Genomic DNA, 17,046 nt, shown 5'->3' with positions numbered 1-17,046 from the left:
ATGAATATGGTGAATACTTCGAGGATGAAATTGAAGAGATCAGCCAGATTTCCAGTGTAGACATTCAGGGGGTGAATGAGAAGGAGGTTAAAGTAGATGTGGATCCTTATAAGATGGAGGCTACCGGTTTTACTTTTCGGGATATACAAACGGCCATCCAGAATGAAAATGTTACCATGCCCGGAGGAGAACTCAGATTCAGCAGAAGCAAACGTTCAATACGTACGATAGGCGAGTTTGAAGATGTAGCCGAGCTCCGGAATATTATAGTTAAAGACGACGATGATAAATTGGTTTATCTGAAAGATTTAGCTGATGTGCGTATGGGATATGCTTATCCCGACAGCTATACAAGACTCGACCAGAATCCCGTTGTGAGTCTACAGGTCATTAAAAAAAGCGGAGAAAACTTGCTGGCCGCTACCGATCAGATATTTAATATTTTGGATCGCGCAAGGGAAGAGCATCAGGTACCCGAAGATTTAAAAATCACCCTTACCAACGATCAGAGTGATATGATCCGGAATCAGTTGAATAACCTGGAAAATTCGATCATCCTGGGGGTTATCTTTGTGGTACTGGTGCTCTATTATTTTCTTGGCACCAAAAATGCTTTGTTTGTGGGTACTGCTATTCCCATGTCCATGTTCCTTTCATTTATTGTATTGACGTTGCTCGAGGGCAGGATCAACATGATCGTGCTCTTTTCCCTGATCCTTGCGCTAGGACTTTTAGTGGACAATGCCATTGTAGTTGTAGAGAATATCTACCGGTTTGTCCATGACCACGGGTATGAGCCTTACAAAGGTGCACGACAGGCCGTTGGGGAAATTGCCTTGCCCATCATCACCTCTACCGTTACCACCCTTTCAGCTTTTCTTCCCCTGGCCTTCTGGGGCGGAATAACAGGGGAATTCATGAAAAATCTGCCCATCACCTTGATCATCGTACTCACTTCCTCGCTGTTTGTAGCCCTGGTTATCATACCCGTGCTTGCAGCTACTTTCATTAAGTACGGGAAGATGAAGAATGACGGTAAAATTGATAAGCGAAAAAATTACCGTATCGTTGCCGTTATGGCGATTATATCCGGACTATTTTACCTGGTTGGAGTATATTCCATTGCCAATATCTTAATGATCATCGTACTTATTGTATTTTTAAATGCGCTTTTTTTTCACAGGGCTCAGTATTTATTTCAGAATGTCTTCCTGGCCAGGCTGGAAAACGTTTATTTAAAATTGTTGCAATTTGCCCTTCATAAAAAGAATCCGGTTAAATTTTTTGCCGGTACCTTCTTTGCCTTGATTTTGGTCCTTATATTTTTAGGTCTGCGTCAGCCCAACATATTGTTCTTTCCTGATAATGAGCCTGACTATATCAATGTAAGGGCCGAACTTCCTGTAGGAACGGATATTCAGGCCACGGATTCTGTAATGCATATTGTGGAAGAAGATATCATCGAATATCTTGAGCCTCATAGTAAGATTGTTGAATCGGTGCTTACAACCGTAGGTAGCGGAGCCGGAGAAGGCATTTCTGCCGGCGGTACATCCAACATCGGGCTTACCACCGTTTCTTTTATAGATTATGAGTTCAGGCAAGGAGTTAATACCTCTAATATTATGGCAGGTTTGAGCGATCGGCTTATTGGTGAATATCCGGGTGCTCAGATATCCATTGAAAAAAACCGGATGGGACCACCAGCCGGTAATGCCATTAATCTTGAGATCAGCGGCCAGGATTTTAACCGCCTGATCCAGTTAACTGATTCTATAAGGCAAAGGATTGAACGGGCCAACCTGCCTGGTATTGAGGGACTGAAAATGGATCTGGATGTAGGAAAGCCCGAGGTGCTCGTCAATATCGACAGGGAAAAAGCCAGACGCTTTGGCTTGTCTACCATGCAAATAGCCAATCAGATCAGAACCTCACTTTTCGGAAGAGACATTTCCGATTTTAAGGTGGGAGAGGATGAGTATCCCATACAACTCAGGATGCAGGAACCGCAGCGGTATGATCTCTCCACCCTGATGAACCAAAAACTGACCCTGCGTAACAATGGTGAAGTCGTGAATATACCCATCTCATCGGTGGCTGATGTAGAATACAGTACCACATATGGTGCTGTTAAACGAAAAGATATGGACCGGGTGATCACCTTGTATTCAAATGTAATGGAGGGCTATAATGCCACTGAGATCAACAACCAGTTAGCAACCATTTTGGAAAACTATGATATGCCTGAAGGGTATAATTATGAGTTTACAGGGGAACAGGAAGAACAGAGAGAATCCACGGATTTTCTGATCCGGGCCCTGATTATTGCCGCAGTGCTTATAATGATCATTCTGGTTACTCAGTTCAATTCATTGGTTAAGCCATTGATCATCATATCCAGCGTTATATTCAGCACAATCGGTGTCTTTCTGGGTATTGGCGTTTTTAATATGGATATTGTGGTGGTGATGACGGGTATCGGTGTTGTTTCCCTTGCAGGAATTGTTGTGAACAATGCCATTGTACTGGTTGATTATATTGAATTGCTGAAAAAGAGAAAGCGAAAGGAATTGGGTCTGGAAGAGGGGTCTTATCTTCCTTCCGAAGAGGCAACCGAATGTGTGGTGCAGGGTGGTAAAACCCGCCTCCGGCCGGTATTGCTTACAGCGATCACTACTATCCTCGGACTTTTACCCCTGGCCATCGGGTTGAATATGAATTTTGGAACGCTGTTGAGTGAGTTCGATCCACAAATATATTTTGGGGGCAATATGGCCAAGTTCTGGGGCCCGATCTCCTGGACCGTAATATTTGGCCTTACTTTTGCAACTTTCCTTACTTTGGTTATTGTACCCGTGATGTATCGCATCTCAATTGTTATTCAAAAACGATTGCTCAAGCTTTTTAATATGGAACACAAAGTAGCTGATGTTTCGGATCAGTAATTTTACTATCTTCTGCCGGAATAAGAGGCTTTCCAAATAGTCCCTGGTGTTCTTTGAGAAATCCTTTGAGCGCGTTTGTGGTTCAATTGCATTGTTAAACCCTAATTTGGACAAGCCAAAACCAAACAGGATACTTTGAAGAAATTTAATGTGTTTCCGTTTTGGCTTGTCCAAATTAGCAAGCAAAATTTATGAGGCAAAATTATATAAAGGTCATGATCTTTTTTAATTATTTTTATCTTTGAAAATTGCCTCATAAATTTTGCCACAGTACCTTACCGGGCAAGTTTTGCCAAAAAATGCAAGAATTTGACCGGTAAGGTACTACGTTTTTTCAGGACAGGCCTGAAAAAAAGCGCTTCTCGGAAGAATCAATGTAGAGATCAAATTTGAACAACATGTTGGTTCAAGTTGCGCTTTAAGCGCCTAAAGGATTACAAAATAACTCATAAAGAGATACCAGGGGATGAACATTTATAAAAGTCAGAATTATTTGTGAATAATTCGGGTTAAAGACTTTTGGATATCCTCTTATTTATTAAAATAATACCCTGAACAATAATTAAATGATGAAATGCGTATTTAATTTTGAAAAATATTGAATACCTTTGACGTTAAAGTTTTCAGTTATGCCCATAAGATTTTTTTATCTGCCGAGAGGCAGAGGATATAATTATCAGCCCCGATTTTATGATGAGAGAAAAGAGGAGCTGGAAAGAAGAAAGCGTCGGATAGACCGTGAACTGGGACTTGAAGAAGATGGAGGCAAAGATATGTATATTCCCCATATTAAGGGTGAGATGCGCCGGCATCTTAAGATAGTCAACAAAAAACGGAAAAGAACTTCTACTACAATTATGTTAGTTGTTCTGGCGTTTTTGATATTTCTCACTTATATGCTTTTGCGGATCTGAGAAACCAGCGTTAAATGGCAGATCTTATACAGGTATTATCCGATTCGGTGGCCAATCAGATTGCGGCTGGTGAAGTTATTCAACGTCCTGCTTCTGTAGTTAAAGAATTGATGGAAAACTGCGTTGATGCCGGGGCGTCTGAAATAAAGGTGATAGTCAAGGATGCAGGGAAAACATCCATTCAGGTTATAGATAATGGAGCTGGAATGTCTCCTACCGATGCCCGGCTTGCTTTTGAACGTCATTCAACTTCCAAGATTCATGCCGCCGAAGATTTATTTTCTATTCAAACCATGGGTTTCAGGGGAGAAGCCCTGGCCTCCGTGGCGGCCATTGCTCATGTTGAGCTTAAAACAAAGAGAATGGAAGATGAAATCGGAACCCGGATCCGCATAGAGGGTTCTCAGGTGGTTGACCAGGAACCGGTTCAATGCCCTGATGGCAGCAATTTTATTGTCAGAAATCTGTTCTATAATGTACCTGCCAGGAGAAAATTCCTTAAAAAGGACTCCACTGAACTGAATCATATCATTCAGGAGTTTAAAAGGGTAGCATTGTCTCATACCGATCTTTCTTTCTCCCTGATTCATAACAATGTAATTCTTTATAAGCTGAATCCGGCCAAATTTGGTAAAAGAATTGTAGATGTTTTCGGAGAAAACATGAGGGATAACCTCATTCCTGTGCGGTCCGACACCCGTATTGTGAGCATTATGGGTTATATCGGCCGACCTGAAAAGGCTAAAAAACGCGGATATGAGCAGTTTTTCTTTGTGAATTCCCGGTTTATGAAGAATCCCTATCTTCATAAGGCCATTATGAATGCCTATGAGAAAATTATTCCCCAGGGTGTCCTTCCGGCATATTTCATTAATCTGAAAGCGAATCCGGATACCCTGGACGTGAATATTCATCCTACCAAAACCGAAGTAAAATTTGAGGATCAGCAGGCCGTATGGCAAATATTGCATGCTTCAGTGAAAGAAGCGTTGGGTAAAAACCATATCGTGCCCTCTATTGATTTTGACCAGCAGGGAAATATAGGCATCCCGCCTCTGATGAAGAACAGGGAGGTATCTCCTCCCTCTGTTCAGGTGGACCCGAACTATAATCCATTTGAAGACGCAACTCCTTCCACGGGTCGTACCGAAAAGAAAAACAACTGGAACGATAAGGAGAACCTTCGGAACTGGGAAAAATTATACCACGATTTTGAGCAACCTCCAGGGCAAAAAACCATAACTATGACTTCCCGGGCCGGAAGTGAGGCGAAGGGAGAGTCTGCTCCTCCGGAGAGCCGGGATGCATCAAAGTTTTTTCAGTTTAAGGGAAGTTATATCCTGACCCCCGTTAAGTCAGGGTTAATGATTATTAATCAGCACCGGGCCCATACGCGTATCTTATATGAATATTATGTTCAAACCCAAAAAAATAGATCGGGTGTCATTCAAAAGCAATTGTATCCCGAGGCAGTGCAATTGAACAATTCCGATTATAATTTGCTTAAGGAGATAAAAGATGAAGTGAAAAAGATTGGTATCGAGGTGGAATTAAAAGGGTCCAATGTAGTTGAAGTAAGGGGTATACCTGCAGAATCGGATATTGTCAATCCTGCTGAAGTGGTGGAATCTTTGCTGGAACAATATGGAGATAATAAAAATTTCGGGGAAAGTTTGCTTGAAAGAATTGCCCTGAGCCTGGCCGGGGCCACCGCCATTCAATATGGCAGGGTTCTCGAACAAGAGGAAATGAGAGAGCTTCTGGATAGATTATTTGCCTGTTCTGCTCCAAACTATACGCCAGATGGACAAAAGGTGATCTCTTTTATCAAAACTGAAGAAATCGAAAAGCTTTTTAAATAAATTTTTTAAAATTTACAACAAAAATACGGGATATAATGAATTACAGAAAAAGCCCATTTGGTGGGACGCCGCCGGTAGTTAAGAACCTTATTATCATTAATGCTTTAATGTTGCTTGGTTATTATGCATTTAGCGGAGCCATTAACCTGAACTGGACATTGGGTTTATTTTATTGGGGTTCAGATCAGTTTGAGCCTTATCAAATTATCACCCATATGTTCATGCACGGGAATTTTGCCCACCTGTTTTTCAATATGTTTGCGCTTTGGATGTTTGGCCGGGTATTGGAAAATGTTTGGGGACCTAAAAGGTTTTTCATCTATTACTTTGTTACAGGCCTTGGGGCAGCCTTCCTCCATTTGATGGTGAACCATATCCAGATTCAAAGTCTTATGGCTCAAATGCCGCAGGAACAAATTAATGAAGTGATGGCAAGAGGTTTTAGTGCCTTACAGAATAATCAAAATTTTACCGACCCCAATATGGCTAAGCTGAATCTCTCGATAAATATACCTACTGTTGGGGCCTCAGGCGCTGTTTTTGGTATTCTGCTGGCCTTTGGTATGCTTTTTCCCAATACACAGTTGTTGTTGCTTTTTCCTCCCATTCCCATTAAAGCAAAATATTTTGTCATGGGGTATGGGGTAATTGAACTGTTTCTTGGTATCAGCCAGCCAGGGAGCAATGTAGCTCATTTTGCCCATGTGGGCGGAATGCTTTTTGGTTTTATTCTGATTAAATATTGGAATTCCAGAAAAGGCTCGTTTTATTGATTATCAATTCACACATAGTAAGAGATTGTTTACAAAAGAGCAAATTTTAAAAAGATTGAGTTATGGGTATTGCAGATCAAATTCGTGATACGTTTAAACGCGGGAGCAGCCTGATCAAATTGATTTATATCAATGTCGCCGTTTTTCTTGGTATTAAAGTCATTCAGGTGCTGGCATTTTTATTCGGGTTCAGTGGCGTCAGCTCAGTCCTTGTACATTGGCTTTCAGTGCCGGCCGAACTTGGTACGCTGGTGACCCGACCCTGGACCCTGCTGACTTATATGTTCCTTCATGAGGGTTTTTTCCATATTGCTTTTAACCTATTGTGGCTTTATGTATTTGGGCGCATCTTTCTGATGTATCTCAATGAAAAGAAGTTGCTGAGTGTTTATTTGGTGGGCGGATTTGCAGGAGCCGCTTTATATATTCTTTCCTTCAATGTATTTCCGGCTTTTCAGGATGTTGTAACCCTTTCCTTTGCCCTGGGCGCATCAGCTTCAGTGATGGCCATAGTGATTGCCATTTCCGTATATGTTCCGGATTTTTCCATCAATCTGCTCCTGCTCGGTCCGGTTAAACTGAAATATATTGCCATATTTACCATAGTTCTGGATGTTTTGAGTATCCCTACGTCTAATTCCGGCGGGCATATTGCACACCTTGGCGGAGCTTTATTCGGTTATCTTTATATCAGGCAATATCGTAAAGGAAAGATTATAACCAAAGGTTTTGACCACTTTATGGATGAGCTTTTCGCCCTTTTTAAACCCCGGCCTAAATTTAAGGTAACCCACAAACAGCATAAACCTAAAACGGATATTGAATACAACAGAGAAAAAGCCAAAAGGCAGCAAAAGATCAATAAAATCCTTGAAAAGATTTCCAAAAAAGGTTATGAAAGCTTAACAAAAGAAGAAAAGGAACTATTATTCAAAGCCGGTGGAGGCAAGGACCAATCCAATTAGCCTGCATTATTCAAAAACGAATCCCGCTGTTAAGCGGGAAAGTTTTTGAATACGGGATGGTTTGCGGGATGGATGCAGGCAACCCCGCATTAGAAAAACCGGGTTTTTACGAAATTTATTGAAGTAAAAAGCCAGGTTTTTCAATAGCGTCAGAATTATTCTTGGATAATTCGGGTTAGAGCAATTTCCCGGTCATTATCTGAAAATATGATATTTTACCCAAAACGCTAAAAATTTAGGTTTTGAAAGTTTTTATAGATAAAATAATTAAACTCCTGAACTATATTTTAGGTGGTGCTTTGTTGCTGGCATATGTGTCTGTTTATGTATCACCGGAACTTTTTTGGCCCATGGCCTTTCTGGGCCTGGTTGTTCCTTTTCTGGTGATTGCCAATGTACTCTTTGGAATTTACTGGATAATTAGCAAGAAATGGTTTTTTTTGCTCTCGCTGATCATTTTGCTGATTGGGATTAAACCTATTTCTCTTATCTATCAGATGAATTTTTCAGGCAAGGACAAAATCCAAACCTTGCAATCCCAGGAAGAAATTACCTTTCTTTCATATAATGTAAGGTTGTTTAATTTGCTGGGAGACTCTGAATCTGGTGAGGATCAGAAAGAACTTTTTTCTCTCATCCGGGAAAATAACCCGGATATTGTTTGTTTTCAGGAATTTTATACAAGCGAAAAGAAAAAATTTAACCTGGATACCATCAGCAAGTATCTGCCCGATTTAAAATATAACCATATCCTTTGGTTATCACAGGACAGCAATTACAAATACGGAATAGCTACATTCAGTAAATACCCGATTGTAAAGAAGGGGCATATTGATTTTGGAAAAAGTTTGAATGCCGCTATTTTTAGCGATATTCTCATTGACAGGGAAAGATTTCGCGTTTACAACAACCATCTTCAATCCATTCGTTTTAAAAACAACAATTATCAGTTCATTTCCAATCAAAGCCAATACAGTGATCGACGCCGTTTAAAAGAGATACGGGATATTTCATCCCGTTTAAAAAATGCTTTTATTAAGCGTTCAAAACAGGCACAAGAAATTTCCGCGAGCATCAATAGATCGACTTATCCTGTAATTGTTTGCGGGGATTTTAACGACACGCCGGTATCTTATACCTACCACACCATCAGTTTCGGTTTGAACGATGCTTTTGTTGAGGCCGGCACAGGTTTGGGCATTACCTACAAAGGAAAATTCCCATCCTATCGTATAGATTATATCTTATATGATGATGCCTTTGAAGTAAACGGATTTGATATTATTAGAAAACCGCTTTCCGATCATTATCCTGTTAAAGCCTCGGTAAGCATCAAAGATTGATTGTTAGCTGTTACTATGGAAAGGCAAATTGTTCAGGTCTACATTACCGCCTGAAAGAATAATCCCAACCTTTTTGGATTTGAACACAAACCTGTGCTCGAGGATTGCGGCAAGAGCAACAGCAGCAGAGGGTTCGGCGATGATTTTCATGCGTTCCCATATCAGGCGCATGGCTTTAACAATGGTTTCTTCACTGGTGGTGAAGACATCGTCCAGATATTCGCTTATAATTTTAAACGTAAGCGGATTAAGAGAGGTCAGGAGACCATCGGCAATGGTGTTGGGCCGGTCAACCGGAATGAGGAAGCCCTGTTTAAAAGAACGATAGGCATCGTCAGCCTTTTGCGGTTCTCCGGCAAACACGCGTATGTTCTTGTTCATTGCTTTGGCTGCTATGGCCGTACCACTTATCAGTCCGCCACCGCCCACAGGTGCTATGATGGCATCCAAACCGGGAATTTCTTCCAGCAGTTCTTTTGCTGCTGTACCTTGTCCGCAGATAACGTGAAAATCGCCGGAAGGATGGATGAACCTGGCACCCGTCTGCTTTTCTATTTTGCGGTAAGTTTTTTCTCTGGCATCCAGCCCCGGTGCACAATAGGTGATCCTGGCATTGTAATGTTCTACAGCCTTCCTTTTCACCGGGGATGAGTTTTCAGGCATAACGATATGGGCATCAATTCCTCTCAGGCTGGTAGCCAATGCCAGCGCGGCTGCATGATTACCCGAGGAATGGCTGCCAACTCCATGGATTGACTCTTCCTCACTTAACTGTAGAACGGCATTGGAAGCTCCCCTGAATTTGAAGGAACCGGTTTTCTGAAAGTTTTCGCATTTGAAATACAGCTCTGCGCTGCATAGCTCATTGACTAAAGATGAAGTAAGCACCTGGGTATGGCGTACCTGATCAGATATGCGTTGATGCGCATTTTCTATATCTTTAATTGATGGGATCGAGTGGCTCATTACTTTTTGGTTTAATTTGATTCAGTGAATCCACTTTCATGAACTGCTTGTATTTCCGTTTCACCCTTTCAAGAATAAAATATTCTCTGGTGTTGAGGATATATTCATCGGTAAAATTACAAAATTCCATAAACCTGTCAAGTTTCTCTCCCTCCAGCCCCGTAAGATTGCCCACGATCTCCCTGTTGAATTTCGAGTTGATTTTTTTCTCCTTGTCCTCTTTCTTTTTAATTTCCTGGTATTTCCTTCTTTCTTTCCCCTCCTGACTAAGCAGGTTGTATATCATGCTTATTGGCGAAGAGATGCCTGGCTCGATAGGCTCTTCTTCTTCCGGTCTTTCCTTCAGAAAATCCCATGCCAGGGGATGAATTTTTTCCCTTGGCGTTTCCCTGTCAAGATTCAAAAACCTTTCTTTAAACTCTTCATAAGTTCCCCAGGGCGTAATCTCTACCTCTGATATTTCATATATTCTTTCCTTTAACGGGATGCTTTCGAAAGCATCATTTTTCCATTCTCCGGTATATTGATAAAACTTCTGCCTGTATCCAATGGAGCTTATCTTCAGAGAATCACCCGGGTTTAATCTGATATCGAAATTGCCCAGCGTATCGGAGATGGTAGCCCTGTTGTTGTTTATATTGATGATATGAGCGTTGCGTATCGGTTTGAAAGTATCAGCATCATAAAGATTCCCGAAAAAATGGATGGTACTGTCCTTTTTCTGAGAATAAGCAAGCTGACTCAGAATTATCAAAATGATCATTATGTAGAAACGGTCTTTGATATCGATTTGAATTTAGAATGATAAATTTACTGCATATATAATTGTTTTCAAACGGATATACTCCTCAATTAACAAAAATTAACAGCAGTTCCCTTTCTTTTAATCGTTTTTGTAATATACTTTTTTCTGTATTTTTGTGAAGTTAAAAACTTTGAATTATGGAACAATATAAGAATAAAATACAAGAAATTTGGGACAACCGGGAATTATTGAATGTTCCGGACAACCAGAAGATGATCAGGGAAGTAATTGATATGCTGGATCAGGGCAAGATCCGGGTTGCTGAGTTTTCCGAAGGAGAATGGAGGGTCAATCAATGGGTGAAGATGGCCGTGATTTTGTATTTCCCCATTCAGGAGATGAAGAAGATTGAGAGCGGTCCTTTTGAGTTTCACGATAAAATTGATTTAAAGCATGGTTACGATAAGATGGGCGTTCGTGTTGTTCCGCATGCCATTGCCCGTTACGGTTCCTATCTTTCTCCCAATGTCATTATGATGCCTTCCTACGTGAATATTGGGGCTCATGTGGGAAGTGGCACAATGGTGGATACCTGGGCAACAGTAGGAAGTTGCGCTCAAATCGGGGAAAATGTCCACTTAAGCGGTGGTGTAGGTATAGGCGGCGTGCTTGAACCTGTACAGGCTGCACCCGTGATCATTGAGGACCATTGTTTCATCGGATCGCGTGCCATAATCGTGGAGGGCGTCAGGATAGAGAAGGAGGCCGTTATTGCCGCCAATGTTTCCATAACCCAATCTACAAAAATTATTGATGTGTCGGGCGATGAGCCGGTTACGTACAAAGGGAAAGTTCCCGCACGCTCAGTGGTTATCCCGGGCACTTATACCAAACAGTTTCCTGCCGGTGAATTCCAGGTGCAGTGCGCGCTGATTATCGGAGAAAGAAAAGCCTCCACGGATCATAAAACTTCGTTGAATCAAGCCCTGAGAGAATTTAATGTGGAAGCATAACCTGGTATGAAGCAGTTTTTGATTATTCAAACCGCATTCATCGGAGATGTTATTCTTGCTACGCCATTAATCGAAAAACTCAGGCAACATTATCCCGGTGCCGGAATCGACTTTCTGCTCAGGAAGGGAAATGAAGTGTTACTGAGTAACCACCCGCATCTCCAACAGGTATATGTGCTGGATAAAAAGACACGGAAATATGCCCATGTGCTTCAGATGATCCGGAAAATCAGGAAGCTTCGTTATGATTATGTGATCAACCTTCAGCGTTTTTTTACAACCGGCGTCATTTCTCTTTTTGCCCGATCGCAACATAAGGCAGGGTTTGATAAAAATCCCCTTGCCTTTGCTTACGACCTTAAGGTTCATCATGAAATAGGAAACGGAAAGCATGAAATAGAAAGGAACCTGGAGTTGGTGGAACCCATTACCGGTTCTGAATTTACCAGACCCCGGTTATATCCGTCCAGGGAGCACTATAATAAGGTGAAACCACTAAAGGAGAGAGCGTATCTGACTATAGCGCCGGCATCGGTTTGGTTTACCAAGCAATTTCCGAAAGAGAAGTGGATTGGCTTACTGGGCAAGCTGGATCCTCAATATGACATTCATATGATCGGGGGACCGGAAGACCATGAATTATGTATGCAGATCATTCAGGAATCAGGCAGGGAGAGGGTCTTTAACCTTGCTGGAAAGCTGAGCTTTCTGGAAACGGCCGCACTGATGGAAAACGCACGAATGAATTATGTAAATGATTCCGCCCCCCTGCATATGGCCTCGGCTATGAATGCTCCGGTAACGGCTGTTTTTTGCTCTACCGTTCCGGAATTTGGTTTTTATCCCGTCTCCGATCAATCCCATGTCGTGGAAACCGATATCGATTTGTATTGCCGGCCCTGTGGCCTTCATGGGTTTCATGCCTGCCCCGAAGGACATTTCAGATGTGCACGAACCATTGATATAAACAAATTGTTGATTTAATGACCGGACTGATGACCCCCATCTCACTTGTGATTATCACATATAATGAAGAGCGAAACATTGCCCGTTGCATTGAATCGGTGGGAGAACTAGCCGATGAAGTGGTGGTAGTGGATTCTTTCTCCACAGACAGAACTGAAGAGATTTGCAGGCAATACGGAGCAAAATTCATTCAACATGCTTTTGAAGGGCACATACAGCAAAAGAATTTTGCCGTTGTCCAGGCAACATATCCTTTTATTTTATCTCTTGATGCCGACGAAGCCTTGTCAGATGAATTAAAGGAATCGATACGCAAGGTTAAGCAAGACCAGAAATACGATGGATATTATTTTAACCGGCTGACCAATTATTGCGGTAAATGGATCCGGCATTCGGGATGGTATCCCGACCGGAAGCTGAGGCTGTTTGATACCCGTAAAGGCAGATGGAAAGGTGTTAATCCCCATGATCGTTACGAACTCGAGGAAGGCAGCAGACTGAAATTTCTTCAGGGGGATTTACTGCATTACTGTTTCAACAGCATACAGGAACATGTAGATCAGACCAATAAGTTTTCCGAAGAAGGTGCAAAAGCTTTATTTGACAAAGGAAAAAGAAGCAGCACCTTGAAGATCATTGTTAAATCGGCGTCCCGGTTTTTCAGGAACTACTTTATAAAACTCGGTTTTCTCGACGGATATTACGGCTACATCATCTGCAGAATGTCTGCTTTTTCAAATTTCATTAAATATGCCAAACTGAAGGAGCTTCAGAAAAAAGCCGGGAATTAGCCGCTTAAAGCGCAACTTGAACCAACATGTTGTTCAAACTTAATCTCAACATTGGTTTCTTCCGCGAAGCGCTTTTTTCATGCTTGGCATGGAAAAAATTAGAAACTAAAGGGCACATGATGTTTTTATATCCTATTGCCCTATAAAAAAATATCAATCTATATATGAAAATCCATTATGAATTCCGGTTAGGGCCTTATTTCCCAACCATATCGTTGCATTTAATTTAGCCTTTTTAAAGGCCCCGGCCTCTTGCCCCGATAAGGGGCAAATAGCGATAGAAATACCATACCTCGGCGGGTTGGGCGCCTCGTAGAGCGCGCGATAGATATTTTGAGCTATCCAGATATCGGATTGGAACCCTCGACAAACAGAGCATCTACAATATGCCCAATGTTCAGCGGATACGTATCATAATTCACAGATCAGAGACCAGCTCGTCTCACTCAAAACATAATAAATTAATCGATCCGCATTCTATCGCGCACTCTACGAGGCGCGGGTGTGGTGAGGGGTCCGCTATCGCTATCGCTATTGGCCCTCTACGAGGGCGGAAAAGTACATCATGGATTTATTATTCCCCTGCTCGGGTAAAGGAAAAACAGATGATTTTTGTCCTCAAATCATGCATCATTGGGCGATAATTAGGCGCTTAAAGCGCAACTTGAACCAACATGTTGTTCAAACTTAATCTCAACATTAGTTTCTTCCGCGAAGCGCTTTTTTCAGGCTTGGCATGGAAAAAATTAGTGCCTTACCTGTCAAATTCTTGCTTTTTTGGCAAAACTTGCCCGGTAAAGTACATAATGTATTAAAGGCCTATTGAAAAAAGAGGCTGTCCTTTTTCTGGCAGCCTCTTATTTCACAATCAATTTATTGCAGCTTAAATACGATAGGGATGGTAAACTGAACCCTTACTTTTTCACCACGTTGCTGGCCAGGTTCCCAGTCGGGACCACTCCTGATAACCCGCATGGCTTCTTCGTTTAGTGCCGGATCAACACCTCTCATTACCGTTACGTTCGAAATACCACCATCTTTATCCACCACGAATTTGACAAAAACAGTGCCTTCAATACCATTTTCTGCTGCGACTGTGGGATAACTGATGTTTTCCTGTACATATTTCCTGAATGCATTGATACCACCTCCCTTAAATTCGGGCATGTCTTCAACCACAACAAATATCTGTTGCTCTTCTTCTTCCTCTTCTTCTTCCTGGGCAAAGGCGTTAATTGAAACTTCGGTATCTTCATCCGCTTCCGATTCTTCCAGGCGGAGTTCGTCTTCGATCTCTACATCGTCATCCACGATGTTCAGTTGTTCTGTGGATGAGGGCGGTGGCGGTGGTGGTTCTTTCTTTTCTTGTTGACGCGTTATGGGTACATCTTCCTGCACTATGTCCTCTTCTGTTTCCTGTTGGAAACCTTCTGTGGCTTGCGGCCGGGTTGCCCATTCGAATGCTAAAAGCACCAAACCCAGGGCAACAATAAATCCTATTTCGAGGAAAAGGCCTTTTTTACTTTCTAAATCAGCATTTTTTGACTTTTTGCGTTCCATATCATTACATTTTTTTTCCGGGATAAATTTACGTAAATCTATTTATTTAACAAAGCAAATTTTTTTCATATTTTGTATTGGAGTGGCAAGGTAAACCATCTATTGCAGTTTAAATACAATGGGAATGGTAAACTGCACCCTTACCGGTTTTCCTCTCTGCTGGCCCGGCTTCCATTTGGGAGCGTTTCTGATAACCCTCATGGCTTCTTCATTAAGAGAGGGATCCACGCCTCGCGTGACTGTTACATTTGAAATACCCCCATCGGTATCTACAACAAATTGAACGAAGACTGTTCCTTCGATGCCGTTTTCCGCTGCCACTGTCGGGTATTTGATGTTTTCCTGAACGTATTTACGGAAAGCGTTAATGCCGCCATCCTTGAATTCGGGCATGTCCTCAACAACTACGAATATCTCCTTTTCTTCCTCTGATTCTTCCTCTTCTTCCTGGGCAAAGGCATCAATGGACACTTCGGTATCCTCGTCTGCTTCCGATTCTTCCAGGCGGAGCTCATCTTCGATTTCCACATCATCATCCACGATGTTCAGTTGTTCTGTGGATGATGGTGGTGGCGGTGGTGGCTCTTTTTCTTGTTCCTGACGCGTTATGGGTACATCCTCCTGAACTATGTCCTCATCTGTTTCTTGCTGGAAACCTTTTGTAGGTTCCGGACGCGAGGTCCATTCGAATGCTAAAAGCACCAAACCCAGGGTAACGATAAACCCTATTTCAAGAAACAGACCTTTTTTTCTTTCCAAATCTGCTTTTGGTGATTTTTTGCGTTCCATATCTTTAAATTTTTAAGTAAAGGTTGAATTGAACATGATTAAAATTCCGCTATTTAATTATGTATAAATAGCTTTTCCTTCTATCTATGAAACGCTTCGGTAAGATTTTTTATTATTGGATTTGAAAATATTGGGGGGTTAAAATGCTGCCATAAGCAGGTCTATGTCTCTGGAGGACATCCCGAACCGGTCGCCGATTTTTTTGCTGGTAAGGATGCCGTTATAGATGTATACGCCATTTCTTAAACCCCTGTTTTCTTTCAGATGATTGATAAAGCCCCCGTATTCCCCCATAGCCAACAACATTGGCGTAAATACATTGCTCAGGGCAATGGAAGCCGTCCTGCTTACCCGGGAAGCTATGTTGGGTACACAATAATGGATCACTCCATATTTTACGAATGAAGGACTGGCAATGGTTCTTATCTCCGAGGTTTCTATGCATCCTCCCTGATCGATGCTGAGGTCAATGACTACGGAGCCGTCTTTCATTTGTTGGATCATTTCTTCATTGAGAAGATACTGGGGATAGTTTTCGTGCTGATACATGGCTCCGATAATGACATCTGCCGATTGAATGTCTTTCTTAAGCACCTTGGGATGGAAAACGGAGGTATACAATCTGGTACCGATATGCTTTTGCAATCGGCGCAATTTAATCAGTGAATAATCGAATATTTTCACCGAGGCTCCCAGGCCTATAGCTGCTTTGGCTGCATATTCCGCTGCTGTTCCGGCCCCAAGGATCACTATTTCGGTCGGGGTGATTCCGCTGACCCCTCCCAGTAACACTCCTTTTCCTTCCCGTGAATTGCTGAGATATTCCGATGCTACCAGAATGGAAGTGGTTCCGGCTATTTCACTCATTGCTTTAATGACCGGGAAACTGCTATCCTCTTCCCTTAGGTATTCAAAAGCAATGGCAATGACATTCTTTTGCATCAGTTTCTGAATATATTCGGCCCCCTGTTGGGGAAGATTGATGTTGGTAAATATGATCTGGTCCCCTTTCAAAAGGTCTATCTCATCCTCATTGAGGGGTGAAATCCTTATAATGATGTCGCATTGATAAACCTGATCTTTTTCACGTACTATAAATCCTCCATTTTCACTGTATTCGTGGTCACGGTAATTGGCCGCATCACCGGCCCCGCTTTCAATGATCACTTCGTGGCCCTGGTTGACAAGCACTTCAACCGCTTCAGGAGTAAGGGCCACCCTTTTTTCAATTTTATGGTCATCCATGGGTATCCCAATGACCAGTTTGTTGTGTTTTCTGCCCACTTCAAGCATTTCTTCCTTTGGGAAAATGCCTGCCTTTTCAAGCGAAAAATATGAAGGTTGATTCATTTTCATAGAATTAGTCCGTTATATATTGATATCATTGAGTTTTCTTTCCTGCCATAATGAAATG

General features: G+C 42.0%; 14 protein-coding genes. 9 read left to right on the top strand and 5 right to left on the bottom strand.

Annotated elements, in window-relative coordinates; all coding sequences use genetic code 11:
* The 6 genes from KGY70_01495 to KGY70_01470 all read left to right on the top strand — a co-directional run.
* Positions 1 to 2,945, top strand: a 2,945-nt coding sequence (locus KGY70_01495) for an efflux RND transporter permease subunit (GenBank protein MBS3773838.1), incomplete at its 5' end; no start/stop codon positions are given.
* Positions 2,946 to 3,574: 629 nt separating this feature from the next.
* Positions 3,575 to 3,859 (top strand): hypothetical protein, encoded by a 285-nt coding sequence (locus tag KGY70_01490; protein MBS3773837.1) that lies wholly within the window; start codon positions 3,575 to 3,577, stop codon positions 3,857 to 3,859.
* 14 nt (positions 3,860 to 3,873) lie between these two features.
* The gene (mutL, locus tag KGY70_01485) at positions 3,874 to 5,721 is read left to right on the top strand and encodes a DNA mismatch repair endonuclease MutL (protein MBS3773836.1); all 1,848 of its coding nucleotides are present in this window, start codon (positions 3,874 to 3,876) and stop codon (positions 5,719 to 5,721) included.
* A gap of 35 nt (positions 5,722 to 5,756) precedes the next feature.
* Positions 5,757 to 6,494 carry a rhomboid family intramembrane serine protease gene (locus KGY70_01480; protein MBS3773835.1) on the top strand — a complete coding sequence of 246 codons (738 nt, stop codon included), beginning with the start codon at positions 5,757 to 5,759 and terminating at the stop codon, positions 6,492 to 6,494.
* A 62-nt stretch (positions 6,495 to 6,556) separates the two neighbouring features.
* Entirely contained in the window at positions 6,557 to 7,459 is a 903-nt protein-coding gene (locus KGY70_01475; protein ID MBS3773834.1) for a rhomboid family intramembrane serine protease, read from the top strand.
* 242 nt (positions 7,460 to 7,701) lie between these two features.
* Positions 7,702 to 8,802, top strand: a complete 1,101-nt coding sequence (locus tag KGY70_01470; GenBank protein ID MBS3773833.1) for an endonuclease/exonuclease/phosphatase family protein — start codon at positions 7,702 to 7,704, stop codon at positions 8,800 to 8,802.
* A 3-nt stretch (positions 8,803 to 8,805) separates the two neighbouring features.
* Here the strand turns inward: KGY70_01470 and KGY70_01465 are convergent, their stop codons facing one another.
* Together KGY70_01465 and KGY70_01460 are read right to left on the bottom strand one after the other, a co-directional pair.
* Positions 8,806 to 9,768: a pyridoxal-phosphate dependent enzyme gene (locus tag KGY70_01465; protein ID MBS3773832.1), complete on the bottom strand. Its 963-nt coding sequence runs from the start codon at positions 9,766 to 9,768 to the stop codon at positions 8,806 to 8,808.
* Complete coding sequence (locus tag KGY70_01460; protein MBS3773831.1) at positions 9,743 to 10,531, bottom strand: hypothetical protein; 789 nt, start codon at positions 10,529 to 10,531, stop codon at positions 9,743 to 9,745. The genes KGY70_01465 and KGY70_01460 overlap by 26 nt, the downstream gene beginning before the upstream one ends.
* 179 nt (positions 10,532 to 10,710) lie before the next feature.
* Between KGY70_01460 and KGY70_01455 the strand changes: the two genes are divergently transcribed.
* From KGY70_01455 to KGY70_01445, 3 genes are read left to right on the top strand one after another with little or no spacing between them, the layout of a single operon-like run.
* Complete coding sequence (locus tag KGY70_01455) at positions 10,711 to 11,526, top strand: 2,3,4,5-tetrahydropyridine-2,6-dicarboxylate N-succinyltransferase (GenBank protein ID MBS3773830.1); 816 nt, start codon at positions 10,711 to 10,713, stop codon at positions 11,524 to 11,526.
* Positions 11,527 to 11,532: 6 nt separating this feature from the next.
* Complete coding sequence (locus tag KGY70_01450) at positions 11,533 to 12,510, top strand: glycosyltransferase family 9 protein (GenBank protein MBS3773829.1); 978 nt, start codon at positions 11,533 to 11,535, stop codon at positions 12,508 to 12,510.
* Complete coding sequence (locus KGY70_01445) at positions 12,510 to 13,283, top strand: glycosyltransferase family 2 protein (protein ID MBS3773828.1); 774 nt, start codon at positions 12,510 to 12,512, stop codon at positions 13,281 to 13,283. Before KGY70_01450 ends, KGY70_01445 begins: the two co-directional genes overlap by 1 nt.
* Before the next feature lie 873 nt (positions 13,284 to 14,156).
* On the opposite strand, the gene KGY70_01440 is transcribed toward KGY70_01445, so the two are convergent.
* The 3 genes from KGY70_01440 to KGY70_01430 form a co-directional block, all read right to left on the bottom strand.
* Positions 14,157 to 14,843, bottom strand: a complete 687-nt coding sequence (locus KGY70_01440) for an energy transducer TonB (GenBank protein MBS3773827.1) — start codon at positions 14,841 to 14,843, stop codon at positions 14,157 to 14,159.
* Positions 14,844 to 14,942: 99 nt separating this feature from the next.
* Positions 14,943 to 15,632, bottom strand: coding sequence for an energy transducer TonB (locus tag KGY70_01435; protein MBS3773826.1), 690 nt, complete (start codon positions 15,630 to 15,632; stop codon positions 14,943 to 14,945).
* Between the two features lie 138 nt (positions 15,633 to 15,770).
* Positions 15,771 to 16,982 (bottom strand): alanine dehydrogenase, encoded by a 1,212-nt coding sequence (locus KGY70_01430; GenBank protein MBS3773825.1) that lies wholly within the window; start codon positions 16,980 to 16,982, stop codon positions 15,771 to 15,773.
* Between the last annotated feature and the right edge of the window lie 64 nt (positions 16,983 to 17,046).

It is taken from the genome of Bacteroidales bacterium, from assembly GCA_018334875.1.
Lineage (GTDB): Bacteria > Bacteroidota > Bacteroidia > Bacteroidales > UBA12077 > JAGXLC01.
This window is presented reverse-complemented; position numbering and strand designations above follow the sequence as displayed.

What these genes read in the sequence shown, in the direction of transcription:
- KGY70_01445 (MBS3773828.1), top strand. Translation starts at nt 12,510, where the DNA reads ATGACCGGACTGATGACCCCCATCTCACTTGTGATTATCACATATAAT.
- KGY70_01480 (MBS3773835.1), top strand. Translation starts at nt 5,757, where the DNA reads ATGAATTACAGAAAAAGCCCATTTGGTGGGACGCCGCCGGTAGTTAAG.
- KGY70_01435 (MBS3773826.1), bottom strand. Translation starts at nt 15,632, where the DNA reads ATGGAACGCAAAAAATCACCAAAAGCAGATTTGGAAAGAAAAAAAGGT.
- KGY70_01475 (MBS3773834.1), top strand. Translation starts at nt 6,557, where the DNA reads ATGGGTATTGCAGATCAAATTCGTGATACGTTTAAACGCGGGAGCAGC.
- KGY70_01465 (MBS3773832.1), bottom strand. Translation starts at nt 9,768, where the DNA reads ATGAGCCACTCGATCCCATCAATTAAAGATATAGAAAATGCGCATCAA.
- KGY70_01460 (MBS3773831.1), bottom strand. Translation starts at nt 10,531, where the DNA reads ATGATCATTTTGATAATTCTGAGTCAGCTTGCTTATTCTCAGAAAAAG.
- mutL (MBS3773836.1), top strand. Translation starts at nt 3,874, where the DNA reads ATGGCAGATCTTATACAGGTATTATCCGATTCGGTGGCCAATCAGATT.
- KGY70_01455 (MBS3773830.1), top strand. Translation starts at nt 10,711, where the DNA reads ATGGAACAATATAAGAATAAAATACAAGAAATTTGGGACAACCGGGAA.
- KGY70_01450 (MBS3773829.1), top strand. Translation starts at nt 11,533, where the DNA reads ATGAAGCAGTTTTTGATTATTCAAACCGCATTCATCGGAGATGTTATT.
- KGY70_01430 (MBS3773825.1), bottom strand. Translation starts at nt 16,982, where the DNA reads ATGAATCAACCTTCATATTTTTCGCTTGAAAAGGCAGGCATTTTCCCA.
- KGY70_01440 (MBS3773827.1), bottom strand. Translation starts at nt 14,843, where the DNA reads ATGGAACGCAAAAAGTCAAAAAATGCTGATTTAGAAAGTAAAAAAGGC.
- KGY70_01490 (MBS3773837.1), top strand. Translation starts at nt 3,575, where the DNA reads ATGCCCATAAGATTTTTTTATCTGCCGAGAGGCAGAGGATATAATTAT.